Origin of the sequence: Parabacteroides goldsteinii DSM 19448 = WAL 12034, from assembly GCF_000969835.1 — a bacterium.
Lineage (GTDB): Bacteria > Bacteroidota > Bacteroidia > Bacteroidales > Tannerellaceae > Parabacteroides > Parabacteroides goldsteinii.
Genome location: NZ_KQ033914.1, coordinates 372,618 through 389,600, shown reverse-complemented (window position 1 = coordinate 389,600; position 16,983 = coordinate 372,618). Strand labels below are relative to the sequence as shown.

General features: G+C 45.5%; 13 protein-coding genes, 2 tRNA genes and 2 rRNA genes. 6 read left to right on the top strand and 11 right to left on the bottom strand.

What is annotated here, in order from left to right:
- The 4 genes from HMPREF1535_RS24130 to HMPREF1535_RS24115 form a co-directional block, all read right to left on the bottom strand.
- Positions 1-97, bottom strand: a 23S ribosomal RNA gene (locus HMPREF1535_RS24130); the annotation flags it as partial.
- Positions 98-228: 131 nt separating this feature from the next.
- Positions 229-302, bottom strand: a tRNA-Ala gene (locus HMPREF1535_RS24125).
- A 23-nt stretch (positions 303-325) separates the two neighbouring features.
- Positions 326-399: transfer RNA gene (locus HMPREF1535_RS24120), tRNA-Ile, on the bottom strand.
- A 147-nt stretch (positions 400-546) separates the two neighbouring features.
- Positions 547-2,073 (bottom strand): 16S ribosomal RNA (locus tag HMPREF1535_RS24115).
- A 533-nt stretch (positions 2,074-2,606) separates the two neighbouring features.
- Here HMPREF1535_RS24115 and HMPREF1535_RS24110 point away from each other — a divergent pair.
- From HMPREF1535_RS24110 to HMPREF1535_RS24100, 3 genes are all read left to right on the top strand, one after another.
- The gene (locus HMPREF1535_RS24110) at positions 2,607-3,485 is read left to right on the top strand and encodes a pirin family protein (RefSeq protein WP_046147858.1); all 879 of its coding nucleotides are present in this window, start codon (positions 2,607-2,609) and stop codon (positions 3,483-3,485) included.
- A 129-nt stretch (positions 3,486-3,614) separates the two neighbouring features.
- Positions 3,615-4,775, top strand: coding sequence for a lactaldehyde reductase (fucO, locus tag HMPREF1535_RS24105; RefSeq protein WP_046147857.1), 1,161 nt, complete (start codon positions 3,615-3,617; stop codon positions 4,773-4,775).
- A gap of 114 nt (positions 4,776-4,889) precedes the next feature.
- The gene (locus tag HMPREF1535_RS24100; RefSeq protein ID WP_007659478.1) at positions 4,890-5,402 is read left to right on the top strand and encodes a ferritin-like domain-containing protein; all 513 of its coding nucleotides are present in this window, start codon (positions 4,890-4,892) and stop codon (positions 5,400-5,402) included.
- Between the two features lie 47 nt (positions 5,403-5,449).
- Here HMPREF1535_RS24100 and HMPREF1535_RS24095 read toward each other — a convergent pair whose 3' ends face one another.
- Both HMPREF1535_RS24095 and HMPREF1535_RS24090 read right to left on the bottom strand, forming a co-directional pair.
- Positions 5,450-6,043 carry a hypothetical protein gene (locus tag HMPREF1535_RS24095; protein WP_046147856.1) on the bottom strand — a complete coding sequence of 198 codons (594 nt, stop codon included), beginning with the start codon at positions 6,041-6,043 and terminating at the stop codon, positions 5,450-5,452.
- A gap of 146 nt (positions 6,044-6,189) precedes the next feature.
- Complete coding sequence (locus tag HMPREF1535_RS24090; protein ID WP_046147892.1) at positions 6,190-6,858, bottom strand: Crp/Fnr family transcriptional regulator; 669 nt, start codon at positions 6,856-6,858, stop codon at positions 6,190-6,192.
- A gap of 159 nt (positions 6,859-7,017) precedes the next feature.
- On the opposite strand from HMPREF1535_RS24090, the gene HMPREF1535_RS24085 reads away from it, so the two are divergent.
- The 3 genes from HMPREF1535_RS24085 to mscL all read left to right on the top strand — a co-directional run bounded on the left by HMPREF1535_RS24085 (position 7,018) and on the right by mscL (position 11,099).
- Positions 7,018-8,136 carry an IS110 family RNA-guided transposase gene (locus HMPREF1535_RS24085; protein WP_046145437.1) on the top strand — a complete coding sequence of 373 codons (1,119 nt, stop codon included), beginning with the start codon at positions 7,018-7,020 and terminating at the stop codon, positions 8,134-8,136.
- Between the two features lie 806 nt (positions 8,137-8,942).
- On the top strand, positions 8,943-10,598 hold the full coding sequence (gene hcp, locus HMPREF1535_RS24080) for a hydroxylamine reductase (protein ID WP_046147855.1): 1,656 nt from the start codon (positions 8,943-8,945) through the stop codon (positions 10,596-10,598).
- 75 nt (positions 10,599-10,673) lie between these two features.
- On the top strand, positions 10,674-11,099 hold the full coding sequence (gene mscL, locus HMPREF1535_RS24075; protein ID WP_007659472.1) for a large-conductance mechanosensitive channel protein MscL: 426 nt from the start codon (positions 10,674-10,676) through the stop codon (positions 11,097-11,099).
- Positions 11,100-11,184: 85 nt separating this feature from the next.
- Here the strand turns inward: mscL and HMPREF1535_RS24070 are convergent, their stop codons facing one another.
- The 5 genes from HMPREF1535_RS24070 to HMPREF1535_RS24050 all read right to left on the bottom strand — a co-directional run bounded on the left by HMPREF1535_RS24070 (position 11,185) and on the right by HMPREF1535_RS24050 (position 16,954).
- A complete protein-coding gene (locus HMPREF1535_RS24070) occupies positions 11,185-12,528 on the bottom strand; it encodes an aspartate kinase (protein ID WP_010800202.1) in 1,344 nt (447 codons plus the stop codon).
- Positions 12,529-12,557: 29 nt separating this feature from the next.
- Entirely contained in the window at positions 12,558-14,288 is a 1,731-nt protein-coding gene (locus HMPREF1535_RS24065; protein ID WP_046147854.1) for an ATP-binding protein, read from the bottom strand.
- 1 nt (position 14,289) lies between these two features.
- Complete coding sequence (locus HMPREF1535_RS24060) at positions 14,290-15,411, bottom strand: histidine kinase (RefSeq protein ID WP_046147853.1); 1,122 nt, start codon at positions 15,409-15,411, stop codon at positions 14,290-14,292.
- 17 nt (positions 15,412-15,428) lie between these two features.
- A complete protein-coding gene (locus HMPREF1535_RS24055; RefSeq protein ID WP_244275726.1) occupies positions 15,429-16,133 on the bottom strand; it encodes a hypothetical protein in 705 nt (234 codons plus the stop codon).
- Positions 16,134-16,372: 239 nt separating this feature from the next.
- On the bottom strand, positions 16,373-16,954 hold the full coding sequence (locus HMPREF1535_RS24050; protein WP_046147852.1) for a K(+)-transporting ATPase subunit C: 582 nt from the start codon (positions 16,952-16,954) through the stop codon (positions 16,373-16,375).
- Between the last annotated feature and the right edge of the window lie 29 nt (positions 16,955-16,983).

Here is a 16,983-nt window from a genome sequence, read left to right as displayed (position 1 = left end):
GATTATTTGCATCTCCCCCCAGCTTATCGCAGCTTATCACGTCCTTCGTCGCCTCCGAGAGCCAAGGCATCCACCGTCTGCCCTTGCTTACTTTCTTATTTCCGGTCACATCGCTGTGAACCTGGATTGATATATCTTCAGCTTGCTCTTGTTACTTTATTTTACGTTGTCCATCATGTCAAAGATCTTGTCGTTACTTTACGTTTCCTATGTCTCGGTAACTTTTTGTGGAGAATAACGGATTCGAACCGTTGACCCTCTGCGTGCAAGGCAGATGCTCTAGCCAGCTGAGCTAATCCCCCAAAATTCTCTCTTAGAGATTCTGTAGTCCCAGGCAGAGTTGAACTGCCGACCTCTACATTATCAGTGTAGCGCTCTAACCAACTGAGCTATAGGACTGTCAACTTTGCCTTGGTTTCCCTCAGCATCATTTTTCTCTCTTGCCGACACTTTATTGCCGGTAGATCTATATTTTATACATATTCAACCGTAGTACAAGTTAACTAATACCTCTGAGTCAACTTGATAACGAACTCTGCGCTCCAGAAAGGAGGTGTTCCAGCCGCACCTTCCGGTACGGCTACCTTGTTACGACTTAGCCCCAGTCATCGGTTTTACCCTAGGCCGATCCTTGCGGTTACGGACTTTAGGTACCCCCAACTCCCATGGCTTGACGGGCGGTGTGTACAAGGCCCGGGAACGTATTCACCGCGCCATGGCTGATGCGCGATTACTAGCGAATCCAGCTTCACGAAGTCGGGTTGCAGACTTCGATCCGAACTGAGATGGGGTTTGGAGATTTGCATCCGCTCACACGGTAGCTGCCCTTTGTCCCCACCATTGTAACACGTGTGTCGCCCCGGATGTAAGGGCCGTGCTGATTTGACGTCATCCCCACCTTCCTCACAGCTTACGCTGGCAGTCTCACTAGAGTCCTCAGCATGACCTGTTAGTAACTAGTGATAAGGGTTGCGCTCGTTATGGCACTTAAGCCGACACCTCACGGCACGAGCTGACGACAACCATGCAGCACCTCGCAAATTGCTATTACTAGAGACTCTGTTTCCAGAGCTGTCAATATGCGTTCAAACCCGGGTAAGGTTCCTCGCGTATCATCGAATTAAACCACATGTTCCTCCGCTTGTGCGGGCCCCCGTCAATTCCTTTGAGTTTCACCGTTGCCGGCGTACTCCCCAGGTGGATTACTTAACGCTTTCGCTGTGCCGCTTACTGTGTATCGCAAACAGCTAGTAATCATCGTTTACTGCGTGGACTACCAGGGTATCTAATCCTGTTTGATCCCCACGCTTTCGTGCTTCAGTGTCAGTTATAGTTTAGTAAGCTGCCTTCGCAATCGGAGTTCTGCGTGATATCTATGCATTTCACCGCTACACCACGCATTCCGCCTACCTCAAATATACTCAAGTCAACCAGTTTCAACGGCAATTTTATGGTTGAGCCACAAACTTTCACCGCTGACTTAATTAACCACCTACGCACCCTTTAAACCCAATAAATCCGGATAACGCTCGCATCCTCCGTATTACCGCGGCTGCTGGCACGGAGTTAGCCGATGCTTATTCATATGGTACATACAAAAAGGAACACGTTCCTCACTTTATTCCCATATAAAAGAAGTTTACAAACCATAGATCCTTCATCCTTCACGCGACTTGGCTGGTTCAGGCTCTCGCCCATTGACCAATATTCCTCACTGCTGCCTCCCGTAGGAGTCTGGTCCGTGTCTCAGTACCAGTGTGGGGGACCTTCCTCTCAGAACCCCTATCCATCGTGGACTTGGTGAGCCGTTACCTCACCAACTATCTAATGGAACGCATGCCCATCTATCAGCGATAATTCTTTAACAAATATTTCCATGTGGAACCCCTGTTTTATGCGGTATTAGTCCGACTTTCGCCGGGTTATTCCCCTCTGATAGGTAGGTTGCATACGCGTTACTCACCCGTGCGCCGGTCGCCACCAATGTATTGCTACATCGTGCTGCCCCTCGACTTGCATGTGTTAAGCCTGTCGCTAGCGTTCATCCTGAGCCAGGATCAAACTCTTCGTTGTTTAAATTGTTTTTATATCCCAATGCTCGGATTCCTAATTAATTTCAAGTTTTTGACGGTATTAATTTTTAATACTTGTACTACTTGTTGATATGTAAATCTTTCAAAGAACTCTTGTTGTTACACTCGCTTTATTTTAGCGAACGTGGATGCAAAGATAAGAACTTTTATTCCATACTTCCAAATATTTTAGGAAGTTTTTTCTAAAAGTTTTTTTCATCATGTTTTGCAGTGCCGTTCTCTCTCGAATGCGGATGCAAAAGTAGTGCTTTACAACATACGCTCCAAACTTTTATGGGATTATTTTTTAAACTAAATCGTTACCGATAGACTATAATTCTGAACGACTGACAATTACAAAAGAAAAAAAATCTAACAGAGTCTCACCATGCAACTATCCTTAAAATTCAGACGTTATTACCTAACTAAGATCTTTTCAAGGACCTTCCCTATACATTATAATATGGGAATAACGAATTGCAACAACAAAGCCATTTTCTTTTTTGTTTTACTAAAAAACAAAGAGATTATTTTATGACAATAAAAAAAGTAGAAAGTATCATAGCTCCGCCTGCTCCGCATATGGTTGGAGACGGATTCAGAGTTCATAATTTCATACCGCATTTGGAAGAACTAAGCAGGGAACGTATGAATCCTTTCATCCTGTTAGATTATAATGCAAAAATGGAGTTCTCTCCACGTAAAGAGCCGAGAGGAGTCGGAGTACACCCTCACCGCGGGTTTGAGACCGTCACAATCGTATATAAAGGAAAAGTAGCCCATCACGACAGCAGAGGCAACAGCGGCGTGATCGGACCGGGCGATATCCAATGGATGACAGCCGCATCCGGAGTACTTCATAAGGAATATCACGAAGAAAGTTTCAGCCGGAAAGGAGGCGAATTCCACATTGTACAATTATGGATCAATCTTCCCGCCAGGGATAAGAAAGCCGATCCTAAATATCAATCTATCGAAAACAGTCAGATACCTAAAGTCGAATTACCCGATAACACAGGTCTGGTGGAAGTTATTGCAGGCAAATATCAGAATACAAACGGAATAGCATCTACTTTTACCCCGATGCATCTGTTCAATGCTAAACTAAACAAAGGTGGAAATGCTGAATTTTCATTTCCGGCAGACTACAATACTGCTATTTTAGTCGTTGAAGGTTCCGTAAAAATCAATAATAATGAATTGGTTCCAACCGACTATTTTGCTTTATTTGAAACTAAAGGAGAAACGTTCACCATCCACGCTGTAAACAAAGCTACTGTTCTTATAATGAGTGGTGAACCGATCAAAGAACCTATTGCAGCATATGGTCCGTTCGTTATGAATAACGTGGCAGAATTAAAACAAGCTTACATTGATTTGGGAGCCGGCAAGTTCGGCAAACTGGACGATTAAACGACAATAATCCTAACGTAAAAGCATTATCAGTTTTGAAACCATAAATATCATATTTATAAGTTTCAGAAACTGGTAATGCTTTACTTTTGACGCCCTATTACAATACATAACAAAAGAAAAACGATCATGAACACGAACAGAATCGTATTGAATGAAACATCTTACTTTGGTCCGGGATCAAGGAGTGTTATCCCTGAAGAAGTAAAAAGGAGAAACCTTAAAAAAGCATTTATCGTAACAGACAATGATCTTGTAAAATTTGGAGTAGTAAAACAGGTTACCGACATATTGGAACAGGCGGCTATCCCCTACACCACTTTTGCAGAAGTAAAACAAAACCCAACTGTTACAAATGTAAAAGCCGGCGTAAAAGCATATGCAGCATCTGCTGCCGATTTCATCATAGCCATAGGAGGCGGTTCCCCGACAGATACGGCAAAAGCAATAGGGATTATTACTAATAACCCTGAATTCTCAAATGTCGTTTCACTGGAAGGTGTAGCCAATACCAAAAACAAATCCGTTCCTATTATAGCTTTGCCAACTACGGCAGGAACAGCAGCAGAAGTAACTATCAACTATGTGATTACCGACGAAGAGAATGTCAAGAAAATGGTCTGTGTAGACCCGAATGATATTCCAGTCCTGGCAATCGTCGATGCAGAGCTGATGAGTTCCATGCCCAAATCGCTCACTGCTGCGACCGGTATGGATGCGCTCACCCATGCTATCGAAGGTTATATAACCAAAGGTTCCTGGGAAATGTCAGATATGTTTGAACTGAAAGCCATTGAAATGATTGCCCGCCATCTTCCCGCAGCCGTTGCCAACGGCCATGATCTTGAAGCGCGTAATGGTATGGCAGTAGCTCAATATATTGCAGGTATGGGATTCAGTAACGTCGGATTAGGAGCCGTACACGGAATGGCTCATCCCCTGGGAGCTTTCTATAACATACCTCATGGAGTTGCCAATGCTTTGTTACTTCCTTATGTGATGGAATATAATATGCCTTCTTCCATTCAGAAATATAAGAAAATAGCACAAGCAATGGGATGCGACATACAAGGAATGAACGATGAAGCGGCAGCTGTCGCTGCAGTAGAATCCGTCAAACAACTATCCCTGAAAATCGGCATTCCACAGAAACTAAGCGAGATTGGAGTAAAGGAAGAAGATCTGGAGCAACTGGCCCAATCAGCTTATGCAGATGTATGTACTCCCGGCAATCCGAGAGACGTTACCGTCGAAGATCTTCTTGCTCTCTACCGGAAAGCCTACATCTAACATAATAGAAAAAATAATAAATTACCGTTCCAATTTAGTTTAGTATGAACAAACACACGACAGTATTGTTTGAACAGTACGAACGAGCATTATACTAAACTAAATTTTACAATTATGGCAAAAGAAAGTGTTAAGATTCTACAGAAAAAACTAGACGTAGAAAGTTTGTTATCACAGCTTAACGCTGCATTATCAGAAGAATGGTTAGCATACTATCAATATTGGGTAGGCGCTTTGGTTGCAGAAGGTGCTATGCGTGCAAACGTACAGGCTGAATTTGAAGAACATGCCAACGAAGAGTTAGGCCATGCCAAACTATTGGCCGACCGTATCATCGAACTGGAAGGTGTTCCCGTTCTCGATCCGAAACAATGGTTCGAACTGGCCAGATGCAAATATGACGTACCAAATGACTTCGATGTTGTCAGCCTGCTGAACCAGAATGTCGCTTCAGAACGTTGCGCCATTGTCAGATACCAGCAAATTGCCGAATTTACAGATGGCAAAGACTTTACTACCTGCGAAATAGCCAAACATATCCTGGCTATGGAAGAAGAACATGAACAGGATTTGCAGGATTATCTGACTGATATTGCCAGAATGAAAAGTTCTTTCCTGAATAAGTAATACCTGGTCCGGTATAGATTACTTAAAAAAATAAACCCACTCTTTTCTTAGAAAATTGTGGGTTTATTCGATTCCAGCCGGATAGAATAAAGATTTGCCATATTAATATATTTCTGATAATCAAACAGAAGTATATCCAATGAGTTCCATCTCTGCTCGATACTTGCCATCTTTATAGCCGGAGTTTCCGAAACAACTCTGTTTTCTGCCTGTAAAGGAGTAGGAGCAGCTACAGTAGGTCCGACTGGTCCTTCCGGTTCAGATGGTTCTTCTCCCTCACCTTCACTTTCTTCACAAAAATAAATATGATCAAGATAAAGCGTCCGTCCTCCGGGAGCACAGGATAAATTAATCCGGTTAATCTTCCCTTCTGTTTTAATAAGAAGTCCGGCCAAATCTATATCAAGGGCATTCCATGTATGAGGTTTTAAATCATAACTATATTCTTTTTCTACAGTATCATTACCAACCGTTATTTTCAGACTCATTCCACTTCCGGGAAATACATTCAGACAAAGACGACCTTTATCGTTCAACTGGACAGATGTTCCCAAAGTGATATTCTGCTTATCGAAATTCTCCAGTTTTATAACTTTATTCCCTTTCACATCTTCCTCTTCCCCTTTTATGGTTAAGTCCATTTCCGGGTCGGTTTGTGGTGCTGTTCTAAAATTCAGTTACGAAGATAATTAAAAGCTGACCGAAGTCGGTATATCGGTCTGACGGATTAATTTCTTTTAATCCTTATAAGGATATTGGCTGACAAAACTGTTTCCGATTGGATGCTTTATTGCCCCATCTGCCGCAAAAGCTGTATGTTACAAATCGTTATCACTTTCCTGTCTATAGAAATAATCCCCTCCTGCTCCATCTCCGCCAATGCACGCGCCAACGAAGGACGGGTCACACCAAATGAATCGGCTATCTCCTGCTGAGTATCGGTCAGATGAATCACCGTAGACGACGCATCCGGCAATTTATGAAGCAAATAATCCGCTATCTTATTCTTTATATTCTTCAAAGACAAGAACATAATCTTGTCACTCAGGAAATGGCTCCTGCCGGATATCAGCATCAGGAAGTTTTGGAGAAGCTGCCTGTTCTGCTGCATCCACACGGTAAAATCATCCCGGTGGATAAATAAAATCTCTGACGGCTCCATGGCGATGATATTTACCGGCAAATTGTTTTTTGGGGCATATAAAAAAGCGGGGGCTAACAACTGAGCCGCTTCCAATTCTTCAATAACAACGAGTTTACCCGCATCATTCACCATCTGTCCCTGCAAAAGTCCGTTCAACACGATCATCAGATAATTGCATGGCGTTCCCTGCAAAGCTATAATGTCCTTTGGGCGGTAAGATGCGACCCGGTAAGCCGTTGTCTCCAACAAACCGGAAATGTCTGATTCCGGGATATTCCGGAATAATATGGATTTAGAAAGAATTGCTATCATGTTCATTTATATATACAGACTTATTCAATTATATATACAGGCAAACTTACATAAAAATTGAGATTTATAAGCGCGTCTAATAAAAATAAAGACCACTCCCTGCTGTTATTCCACCGACTTTCGTTATTTTAAAGTTGTAATACAAAAAAACTATATCTTATGGACAGAGTTTGTGGTCTTGATGTGCATAAAGATAGTGTCTTTATGTGTATTCTCACAGCAAACGGTGAGAAAATTGAAGATGTGTTTGGAACTTTAACACCGGAACTGGATCGCCTTCGTGACACTTTAGTCTCTCATGGTGTTGGTAAAGTTGCAATGGAAAGCACCAGTATTTATTGGGTTCCTATTTGGCGCATTTTGGAATGCGATTTTGATGTTAAATTGGTTAACCCTTATTTCATCCGTCAACTCCCTGGTCGTAAAACTGATATTAAAGATGCCCAATGGATTGCGACTGTTCTTCAGAAAGAGCTAATTAAGGGAAGTTATATTCCTGATTCAAAAATACAGGAATTACGTCAGTACAGTCGTCGTATCTTCCATTTGACTCGTCGCAAACAGCAAGCTGAATCTGCTATCGATCTAACGTTGCAACGTTGCAATATTCGTTTGAGTAATTATGTTTCTGATATTGGTTGTAAATCCATGCGTAAGGTGGTCAATGCATTAATCTGTGGTGAAACTGATTCTGAAGTATTAGCTCTGTTGGTTCACAAGCGTATTCGTAATAAACATTGTCATGAGGTTATTAAGTCGTCTTTGACTGGTATTGTATCTTCATCAGACAGAGACATGCTTAAAATGAGTTTGGAAGAAGTGGAACTTTATGATCGTCAGCTTCTTGAGTGTAAAGAGAAAATGCGAATAATTTGCGAGGGACATTATGCCGAGGAACTGGAAATCCTTCAAACAGCTCCTGGGATAAAAGAGGAAAGCGCTATGAGAATCATAGCAGAAATCGGTGTTGACATGAAAGCCTTTCTAACAGCATCAGCTTTAGTTGGCTGGGCTGGATTAAGACCGCGAAATGATCAAAGTGCAGGAAAGATCAAAGGAAGAAAGACTTTACATGGAAACAAGTATTTACGTGTTATGCTTACACAATGTGCATGGGGAGCCTGCAGGACTCAAACATCTAAATTTTATAGCAGATATCATACCTTGAAAAAGAGAATGAATCACAACAAGGCTTTAATGGCAAATGCTCGAAAGCTACTCGTTGTTATTTGGAATTTATTAGCTAAAAAGCAACCTTATATGCCATTGGTGAATTAATGGTTGCTTCTTAATGAGCGTTCCAAGACCCTTATATTTGTGGTGGAGTAAACCCCGTTTTTGCAAACTGGTATACAGGCACGCTCTGGCAAGGAATTGCGTCTGAGACAAACAAGCTCGAAGAGGAAATTATTTATCACTCTCTACATAGACAAAATGTAGGGACAGCTACAAAGTGATCTTATTTTAACGGGAGTTCGAAATAAGGTTAGTGTAACTTTTATTACACAGAAAATAATAAGAAAAAAGGGACCCTTATACAGACTCCCTCCCAAAGATCATACATTTCATAGTCAAGACTGTGGCAATGTTATCTCTTTGTGTTTTTCATAGTTAAAATCTTTTCGTCAAAGGACAGGTTTATTTTTCTTTAATACAAACTTTTTGTTATATTTTTACACATACATGTTATTAAACATGGCTTGACTGTTATTCTGAGGAAGGTTATGGTACTTATTTCGAACTCACGTTTGTTTATTTATAGAGGAAATATAGGAAAAGATACGGAAGAAACCTTATTCTCCTGCTGATGTAAGTTGTTGCCGACGCTGTCGGCAAAATAATCGACGACGTCGGCAAAGCTTTCGACAGTGTCGGCAATATTGTCGAGGACGTCGGCAACAACTTACATCAGCAGATAAATAAAATGACATAGGAACCGACACATGTTTCCCTCGTATCCAAATGAAAGTATGACCGCGTTTATCAAAGAAATATCCGCGTTTGTAACATTTGGTACAATATAAGAGACCGGCCTGTCCTACTTTTGTTTCGGAATAATATAAACCAATAAATTATAGAATAGTATGGATGCAAAAATGTTTTGTTTTCAGTGTCAGGAAGCTGCGAAAGGTACCGGTTGTACTATCAAGGGTGTCTGCGGGAAGGATGATGAAACGGCCAACCGGATGGACCTGCTTTTATTTGTCACCAAAGGTGTTTCCGTTGTGGCTACCCTGTTACGGAATGCCGGAGTAGAAGTTCCCGCGCATATCAACCGTTTCGTTGTCGATGCGCTCTTTTCTACTATAACAAATGCGAACTTCGATATAGAGAGTATTACCGGCCGGATTGTCAATGGCTTGAAGTTTAGGGAGCAGCTAAAAGAAGAGGCGACCGGATACGGCATCGAACTGCCGGTCATCGATGAACTGGTCTGGAAAGGCGACGAAAGTACTTTCGAAGGAAAAGCCCTTACGGTCGGTGTGTTGCGTGAAGCCAATCCCGATATCCGTTCCCTGAAAGAACTCATCATCTACGGCTTAAAGGGAATGGCAGCTTATGTCGAACATGCCGGCAATCTGGGATTCGAGGAAAAGGATTTACATGCTTTCATACAGCATGCCCTTGCCGAAACTTTGCGGAAAGACCTTTCGGCCGAACAATTGACGGCACTCGTATTGGAAACCGGCAGTTACGGTGTAAAAGCAATGGCGTTACTCGACAAGGCCAATACCAGCAGTTACGGTAATCCGGAGATCACACAGGTAAACATCGGTGTACGCAACAATCCGGCCATTCTGATTAGCGGCCATGACCTGAAAGATATGGAAGAGCTGCTTGCACAAACGGAAGGAACCGGAGTCGATGTATATACGCACAGCGAAATGCTTCCGGCCAACTATTACCCGGCCTTCAAGAAATACAAACATTTTGTCGGTAACTACGGAAATGCCTGGTGGAAACAACGGGAAGAGTTCGAGAGCTTCAACGGACCCATCCTGTTCACGACCAACTGTATCGTTCCGCCACTGGAAGGAGCTTCTTATAAAGACCGTGTGTATACAACCAACTCGACAGGCTTTCCGGGATGGAAACATATTCCGTCAAGGGAAGACGGCAGGACGAAAGACTTCTCGGAAATCATAGCCCATGCCAAACGATGTGACGCGCCCAAAGAAATCGAGCACGGACAGATCACCGGAGGATTTGCCCATAACCAGGTTATGGCGTTGGCCGATAAGGTAATCGACGCCGTTAAGAGCGGTGCCATCCGTAAATTCGTCGTGATGGCCGGCTGCGACGGACGAATGAAAAGCCGCAATTACTATACGGAGTTCGCCAGCGAACTGCCTTCCGACTGCGTAATCCTGACGGCCGGCTGTGCCAAATACCGTTACAATAAGCTGCCGCTCGGCGACATCGGCGGCATTCCCCGCGTGCTGGATGCCGGACAATGCAACGACAGTTATTCATTAGCCGTCATCGCCATGAAGTTGCAGGAGGCTTTCGGACTGGAAGATATCAACGAGCTGCCGATTGTATATAATATTGCGTGGTATGAACAGAAGGCGGTTATCGTCCTGCTGGCGTTGCTGAGCCTGGGCGTTAAGAATATTCACCTGGGACCGACGTTGCCGGCATTTCTTTCACCGAACGTGGCGAAGGTACTGGTTGAAAACTTCGGCATCGGAACCATCAGCACCGTAGATGAAGATATAGAAAAGCTAATTCTTGCCTGATATTTTAACTAAACTTTGTATATTCGCAACCAAATGCAATCATTTATGGTTATAACATAAAAAAGGCGAATATGTATGGGAAAGTTTTTACAAGAATTTAAACAGTTTGCCATGCGCGGCAACGTCGTTGACATGGCTGTCGGTATCATCATTGGTGGTGCTTTCGGAAAAATCGTATCTTCGGTCGTTGGAGATATTATCATGCCTGCCGTAGGGTTACTGGTGGGTGGAGTCAACTTTACCGATTTAAAAATCGTGCTGAAACAGGCGGTTATGGAAGGCGATAAAGTCATTACGCCTGCCGTCACAATCAATTACGGGAATTTTATACAGGTGACTTTCGACTTTATCATTATCGCGTTTGCTATCTTTATGATGGTAAAGGGGATGAACGCCCTGAATAAAAAGAAAACGGAAGAAGCGCCTGCCGCCCCTCCCGCTCCGCCAGCCGATGTACAGTTGCTGACTGAAATACGTGACTTACTGAAAGAAAAGAAATAAAGAAAAACCTTATCCGTAAGGTTTCCTGAACAACAAGGAAGCGTGTCAAAACAGAGGTCAGCCTCTTTTTGGCACGCTTTTGTTTTCAGGCACCAATCGCTTCCGTCTCATCCGGTTTCGGGAACAGGCGGGAGCTTAGTGCCTGCAATGCACGCGTTTTATCGGCGGACTTCATCACCAGGGAGACGTTGCTGCTGCTTCCCCCGTAAGAAATCATCCGCACGGGGATATCTTTCAACGCATCTATGATTCTTGCCTCGAAGCCGACATTCTGCCATTCAAGGTCGCCGACCACGCAGACGATTACCATATCCTTTTCGACACTGATCGTTGCATATTTCTCCAGGCTGCCCACTATTTCCTGCAAATGTTCGGGATTGTCGGTCGTCACGGAGATGCCTATGTCGGAAGTCGTCACCATATCGACGGCCGTTTTGTAGCGGGCGAACGTATCGAACACCGTGCTCAGGAACTTATGAGGCGGCAGGATATTCAACGACTTCATTTTGATGAAGACGATATTGTCTTTCGCTGCTACCGCCTTGATCCTGCCCTTCTCCGCTGTATTCGAGATTAATGTTCCGGGAGCATCGGGTTGCAGGGAGTTCAGCAGGCGGACCGGGATATTGCTTTCCTTTGCCGGGCGGATGCAAAAAGGATGGAGTATCTTCGCTCCGAAATAAGCCAGCTTCGCCGCCTCTTCAAAGTTAAGCTGGCGGACAGGAGCGGTATGGTTTACCACGCGCGGGTCGTTGTTATGCATACCGTCGATGTCCGTCCATATCTGTATTTCACTGGCATGGACGGCCGCTCCGATCAGGGAGGCACTGTAATCGCTTCCCCCGCGTTGCAGGTTATCCGTCTCGCCATATGCGTTCCGGCAGATGAAACCCTGAGTAATAAAGATATCCGTGTCCGGGAAGCGGGACAGCAGTGTTCCGAGATGCTCTTCGATGTAGGACATATCCGGCTCACCGTCGGCATTTATCCGCATAAAATCGAGGGCCGGAAGCAATGCCGACTTCATTCCCTGCTCTTGCAGGTAAAGATGCATCATGCCGGTGGAAATCAATTCACCCTGCGCCAGCACCACCTTTTCATCGAAGACGGTAAAAGGAGCACCGGCAAACGCCCATATTTCATTGAAACGTTCCGTTACCAGTTCCAGCGCCTTTTCCTTATAGGCGACAGAGGTGTATAAATCCTCGATATGCCCGGCATAAGCCTGTTCAAGGCGGGTAATGATTTTATTTGCCTCATCGACCTCCTTGCGATAGAAGCAACGGGTGATGTCGACCAGCGAATTAGTTGTTCCGGCCATCGCCGATAAGACGACAATTTTAGGTTCACCGCCGGATATGATGGATACGACGTTCTTCATCCGCCGGGCCGAGCCGACAGATGTACCGCCAAATTTTAATACTTTCATGATTGTTTACTGTGTTTTCTTACTTATTATCAGACATTAAATGAAACGATAAAGGTACTTCCCTTTCCTATTTCGCTTTCCACGCGGATGGTTCCGCCATGAGCTTCGACGAAGTCCTTGCTGATAGCCAGTCCGAGGCCGCTACCCTGCACTTTCGTACCGGGAACGCGGAAGTAACGGTCGAAGATACTCTGGTGGTAACGCGGGTCGATGCCCTTGCCGAAATCGCGGACGAATATCTCCACGACTTTACCTTCCTGGCGGGCACCAATGATGATGCGGCCGTTCTCCGGCGTGTAGTGGATGGCGTTCGACAAAAGGTTTGTCAGGACCCAGGCAATCTTTTCGCTGTCGACAAAGAGTTTGGAGATTTTCTCCGGATACTCGACCTCTATATGGCAGCCGAAACGCTCCGCCTGCACCCGGTTCGCCTTGATGGCATAGTCTATCAGTTCGATTGGCTTGGTGATTTTCGGGTTCAGTTGCAGTTTTCCGGTTTCCACCTGCGTCATTTTGAGGAGTTCGCCGGTTATTTCGAGCAGGCGGTCGCTGCTTTCCTTGATGCTTTCGGCAAGCGCTCTCTGTTCGTTGTTCATATCGCCTACCCGCTGGTCTTCCAGGAGTTTGAGACTCATCATGATGGCTGAAATAGGTGTTTTCAGTTCATGGGAGATGGTCGAGATGAAGGTCGTCTTTGCTGAATCCAGTTCCTTGAACTCGGTAATGTTTTTCAGGAGGATAACGTCGCCGACATATTGGCTGACGTCTTTCTGCCCGTCCGTCAGATGGATAGGAATATATTGCACCTTGAAATAACTTTCTTTGTTATCAGCATAAATTTTGAGCGGTTCCTTCTTTTCGTCGGGTTGCACCAGTTCGCGCACGAGACGTCGCAGGAGGTCGTTTTTCAGCGCCAGTTCGGCGGCTGACTTGCCGATGACATTTTCACGTTTCAGATTGAGGATTGTCAGGGCGACATCGTTGGCGAAAAGTATTTTACGGTTCCCGTCCAGTCCGATGATCGGCTCGGTGATACTGTTGACGATGGCTTCGATGTATTTTTTTCCCTGGATAATATCCGCCAGCGTACTTTTACGGTATTCGGTCAGCCGTTCCGCCATCCGGTTGAAGGAGTTGGCGACGGCGGCGAACTCTTCATATTTTCCAAGGTCGAGGCGCTTCTCGTAATTATGGTTGGCAATCTCCATGATACCGTCCGTCAGCTTGCGGATCGGCGTGTTGATAGACCGGGGGAGGCGGATCAGGAAGGCAAAGGCTATCAGGATGCAGATGATGCCGAGGATGCAAATCCACAGCAAGGCATTATGTGCCGTATGCTCCGCCACCTGGCTTTTCCGGTAGATGGAGGCCATGTTCAGGCTCATCACCTCGTTCAACGCCATGCGGACACGTTGGATGGAGGCGTCGTTCATATCCTTTTTCATGGATTCGTATTGCGTGACCAGATGGGTGGTCGCGTCATTCTCGTCCACTTCCGTTATATTCTCCTTTTGCAGGTTCAGGTTCTTTTCGAACTCAGTACGCGCCACCGGGTCGGTCTCGATACGTTCGAGGGCATCCAACATACGGCGCGAATACAGGAGCGTATTGTAATTATCCGCCAGGATATTCTGCGTATCCGCCGACATATGGTAGATATTCTTTACCGAAAGGCCGCCCAGCAGGACAATCATTGCAAACAGCAGACCTATACCATAGGTGAGCTTCGTTTTAATCTTCAGACTAACAGACTGTAACATATTATGCCAATATTATCAGGTCAATATTCATTTGCGACAAGCTATTCAGCAATTTCCGGTATTGAAAACAAGCACGGAACACGGAAACAAGCGTAAAGGCAGGCTTCCCGATGCAGACGGTCGAAATCTGCTTTTCGCGGCATACTTCGATAATACTGTCGGGGATGCTTCTGGACTGCACCTGTATGATTTCGCCTCCCAGTTCGGCCGCCAGCTTGAAATGATTCGACAGGTAACGCTGGTTTGCCAACGGGATGCGGTCGATACTTTCGCGGGGCGTCTGCACGTAGAGGACAAAGAACTTCGTGTTGTAGCGGGTAGCCAGCCGGGCAGCCTTGCGGATGACCTTTCGCGGCGTCTTCTCCTGACTGCTGATGCAAGCCAGGAATTTTTCATGCCGGACACCTGTATTGACGGGGACCGCGCTCTCCACCTTCTTCTCGACACGTAGCGCAACCTCTTTCAGGGCAAGTTCGCGCAACTGGAGAATGTTTTCGGACTTAAAGAAGTTGTTCAGCGCCGTCTGAATCTTTTCCGGCTTGTATATTTTTCCGGCTCTCAGGCGTTTCACCAGTTCGTCGGCTGTCAGGTCGATATTCACCACCTCGTCCGCCTGCTCCAGGACACTGTCGGGGATGCGTTCCTTTATCTCGATGCCGGTGATATCCTGCACGTCCTCGTTCAACCCTTCCAGATGCTGGATATTGACGGCGGTGATGACGCTGATGCCCGCCTCCAAAATGTCCGAAACGTCCTGCCAGCGCTTTTCGTTCTTGCTACCTTCGATGTTGGTGTGCGCCAGCTCGTCTACTATCACGACCTCCGGATGGATATTCAGGATAGCCTGCAAATCCATCTCCTCCACTTCTTTCCCCTTATAAAATGACCGGCGGCGCGGTATCAAAGGCAAACCTTCGACCAACGCCTCCGTTTCAACCCTGCCGTGTGTTTCCACGTAACCTACCTGCACGTCGATACCGCTCCGAAGCAATTCGTGCGCCTCCTGCAACATACGGTAGGTTTTCCCCACACCGGCAATCATGCCGATGTATATCTTGAAATTTCCGCGGCGGGATTTTTTCAGCAAATCTAAAAAGTGTTGTACGCTCTGTTCTCTGTCCATGAGTTGCTTGTTTCAGATTACCACGGTCTTAGTGAAATGCCAAAGACCAGATGTGCATCTTCCATACGGGGATTCCAAATAGCCTGCGCAAATATAGGCAAAGAGAATGAATCGCTGAACTTTATAGCGGTACTTCCTTTCAGCGCGACGTTGGTAACAGCAAATCCGTCGTTCGTCTTCGCCCCCGTATAAACTCCGTAAGAGGTATAGGGAAGGAAGCCGCAGGTGGCGGTCAGGTCGACCATTTTCACACGAAACGGATAATTGAGTTCGACGTAGGAAGAATAGTTCTGATTGCCGTCTTCGTCCTTGTCTTGTCCGGCAAACATCGTATACCAGGCAACGGAGAGGGGAAATTTCTCCACGGGAAGCGTATAAGCCAGTCCGGCCTCGAAATGATGGGCGGTTTCATGGCTTTTGAAGTTGAAGTATTTGTTCGCTCCCTGTCCCGCCCACCACAGGTCGGCGATGGAGAGGGTAAGTCCGGAGTTGCCGAAGGTATAGGCGGCCGTCAGGTCTATTTCCTTGTTGGCGGCACCTTCCGAAGATTTATAACCGTCGAAATCGGTCGATCCCCACGCTGTCAGGGAGAAGCCGGCGACGCTAAAAGCGAGGGTCGGTTGGAAACTTGCTCCCGTTTGATAGAACCCTCTCCAAAGATACGAACTCAGAAGGTCCCCTTGCACGGTAAATGTGGCTCCGATATCGTCTTTTTGAGCCATGACGCATGTAAAAGAGGTGAAAAACAGTAACAGAAACGCCGTTACTATGCGTTTTATGGATATATTCATTGTTTTATGCATTTTTACCAGGGTATTCATCATTCGATATATTTATTTTGAGGCTATGCCGCCGATTTAACCCATAAAGATTTGTTTTTATGCGTTTTTACCTAGGTATTTACCCATAAATACGTTTATCTGATGATTTTTACCCTGCGTTTGGTATTTCGATACGATTGTTATTTATTTTTTTCGGCCTTTTCCAAAGCGATATTCAATTTCAGGACATTGACCTTCTCCGGGCCGAACAAACCTAATAATGGTCCTTCGGTATTAGCATTCACCAGGGCCATGACGCTTTCGGGCGAGAGGCCGCGGGCCTGTGCGACACGTTGTACCTGTGCGTAGGCGGCTTTCGGGGAGATATCGGGATCGAGTCCGGAAGCGCTGGCGGTGACCATTTCGGCGGGCACTTCCTCACGTGTCAGATAAGGATGATGAACGAGGAAGGTGTCGATGCGGGCTTTGACTTCTGAAAGGTATTCTTCGTTGGAAGGGCCTTTGTTGCTTCCGGCGGAAGAAGAAGCGTCGTAGCCGTCGCCTGCACAAGAGGGGCGTCCCCAGAAATAGATGTCCTCCGTGAAGTTCTGGCCTATGTTTGCGGCTCCCACGACTTTGCCATTGAGTTCAAGAACTTCGGCGTTACCTTTGTTCGGGCCTGCTACCTGTGCAAAAATCCATAAGACGAAGATGTAGCAGATACTAAACAACAGACTGAATGCTATTGTCAGTTTAAATGATTTGAAAAGAGTTGATATCATACTTGTTTTTCTTTATTTTATTATTAATG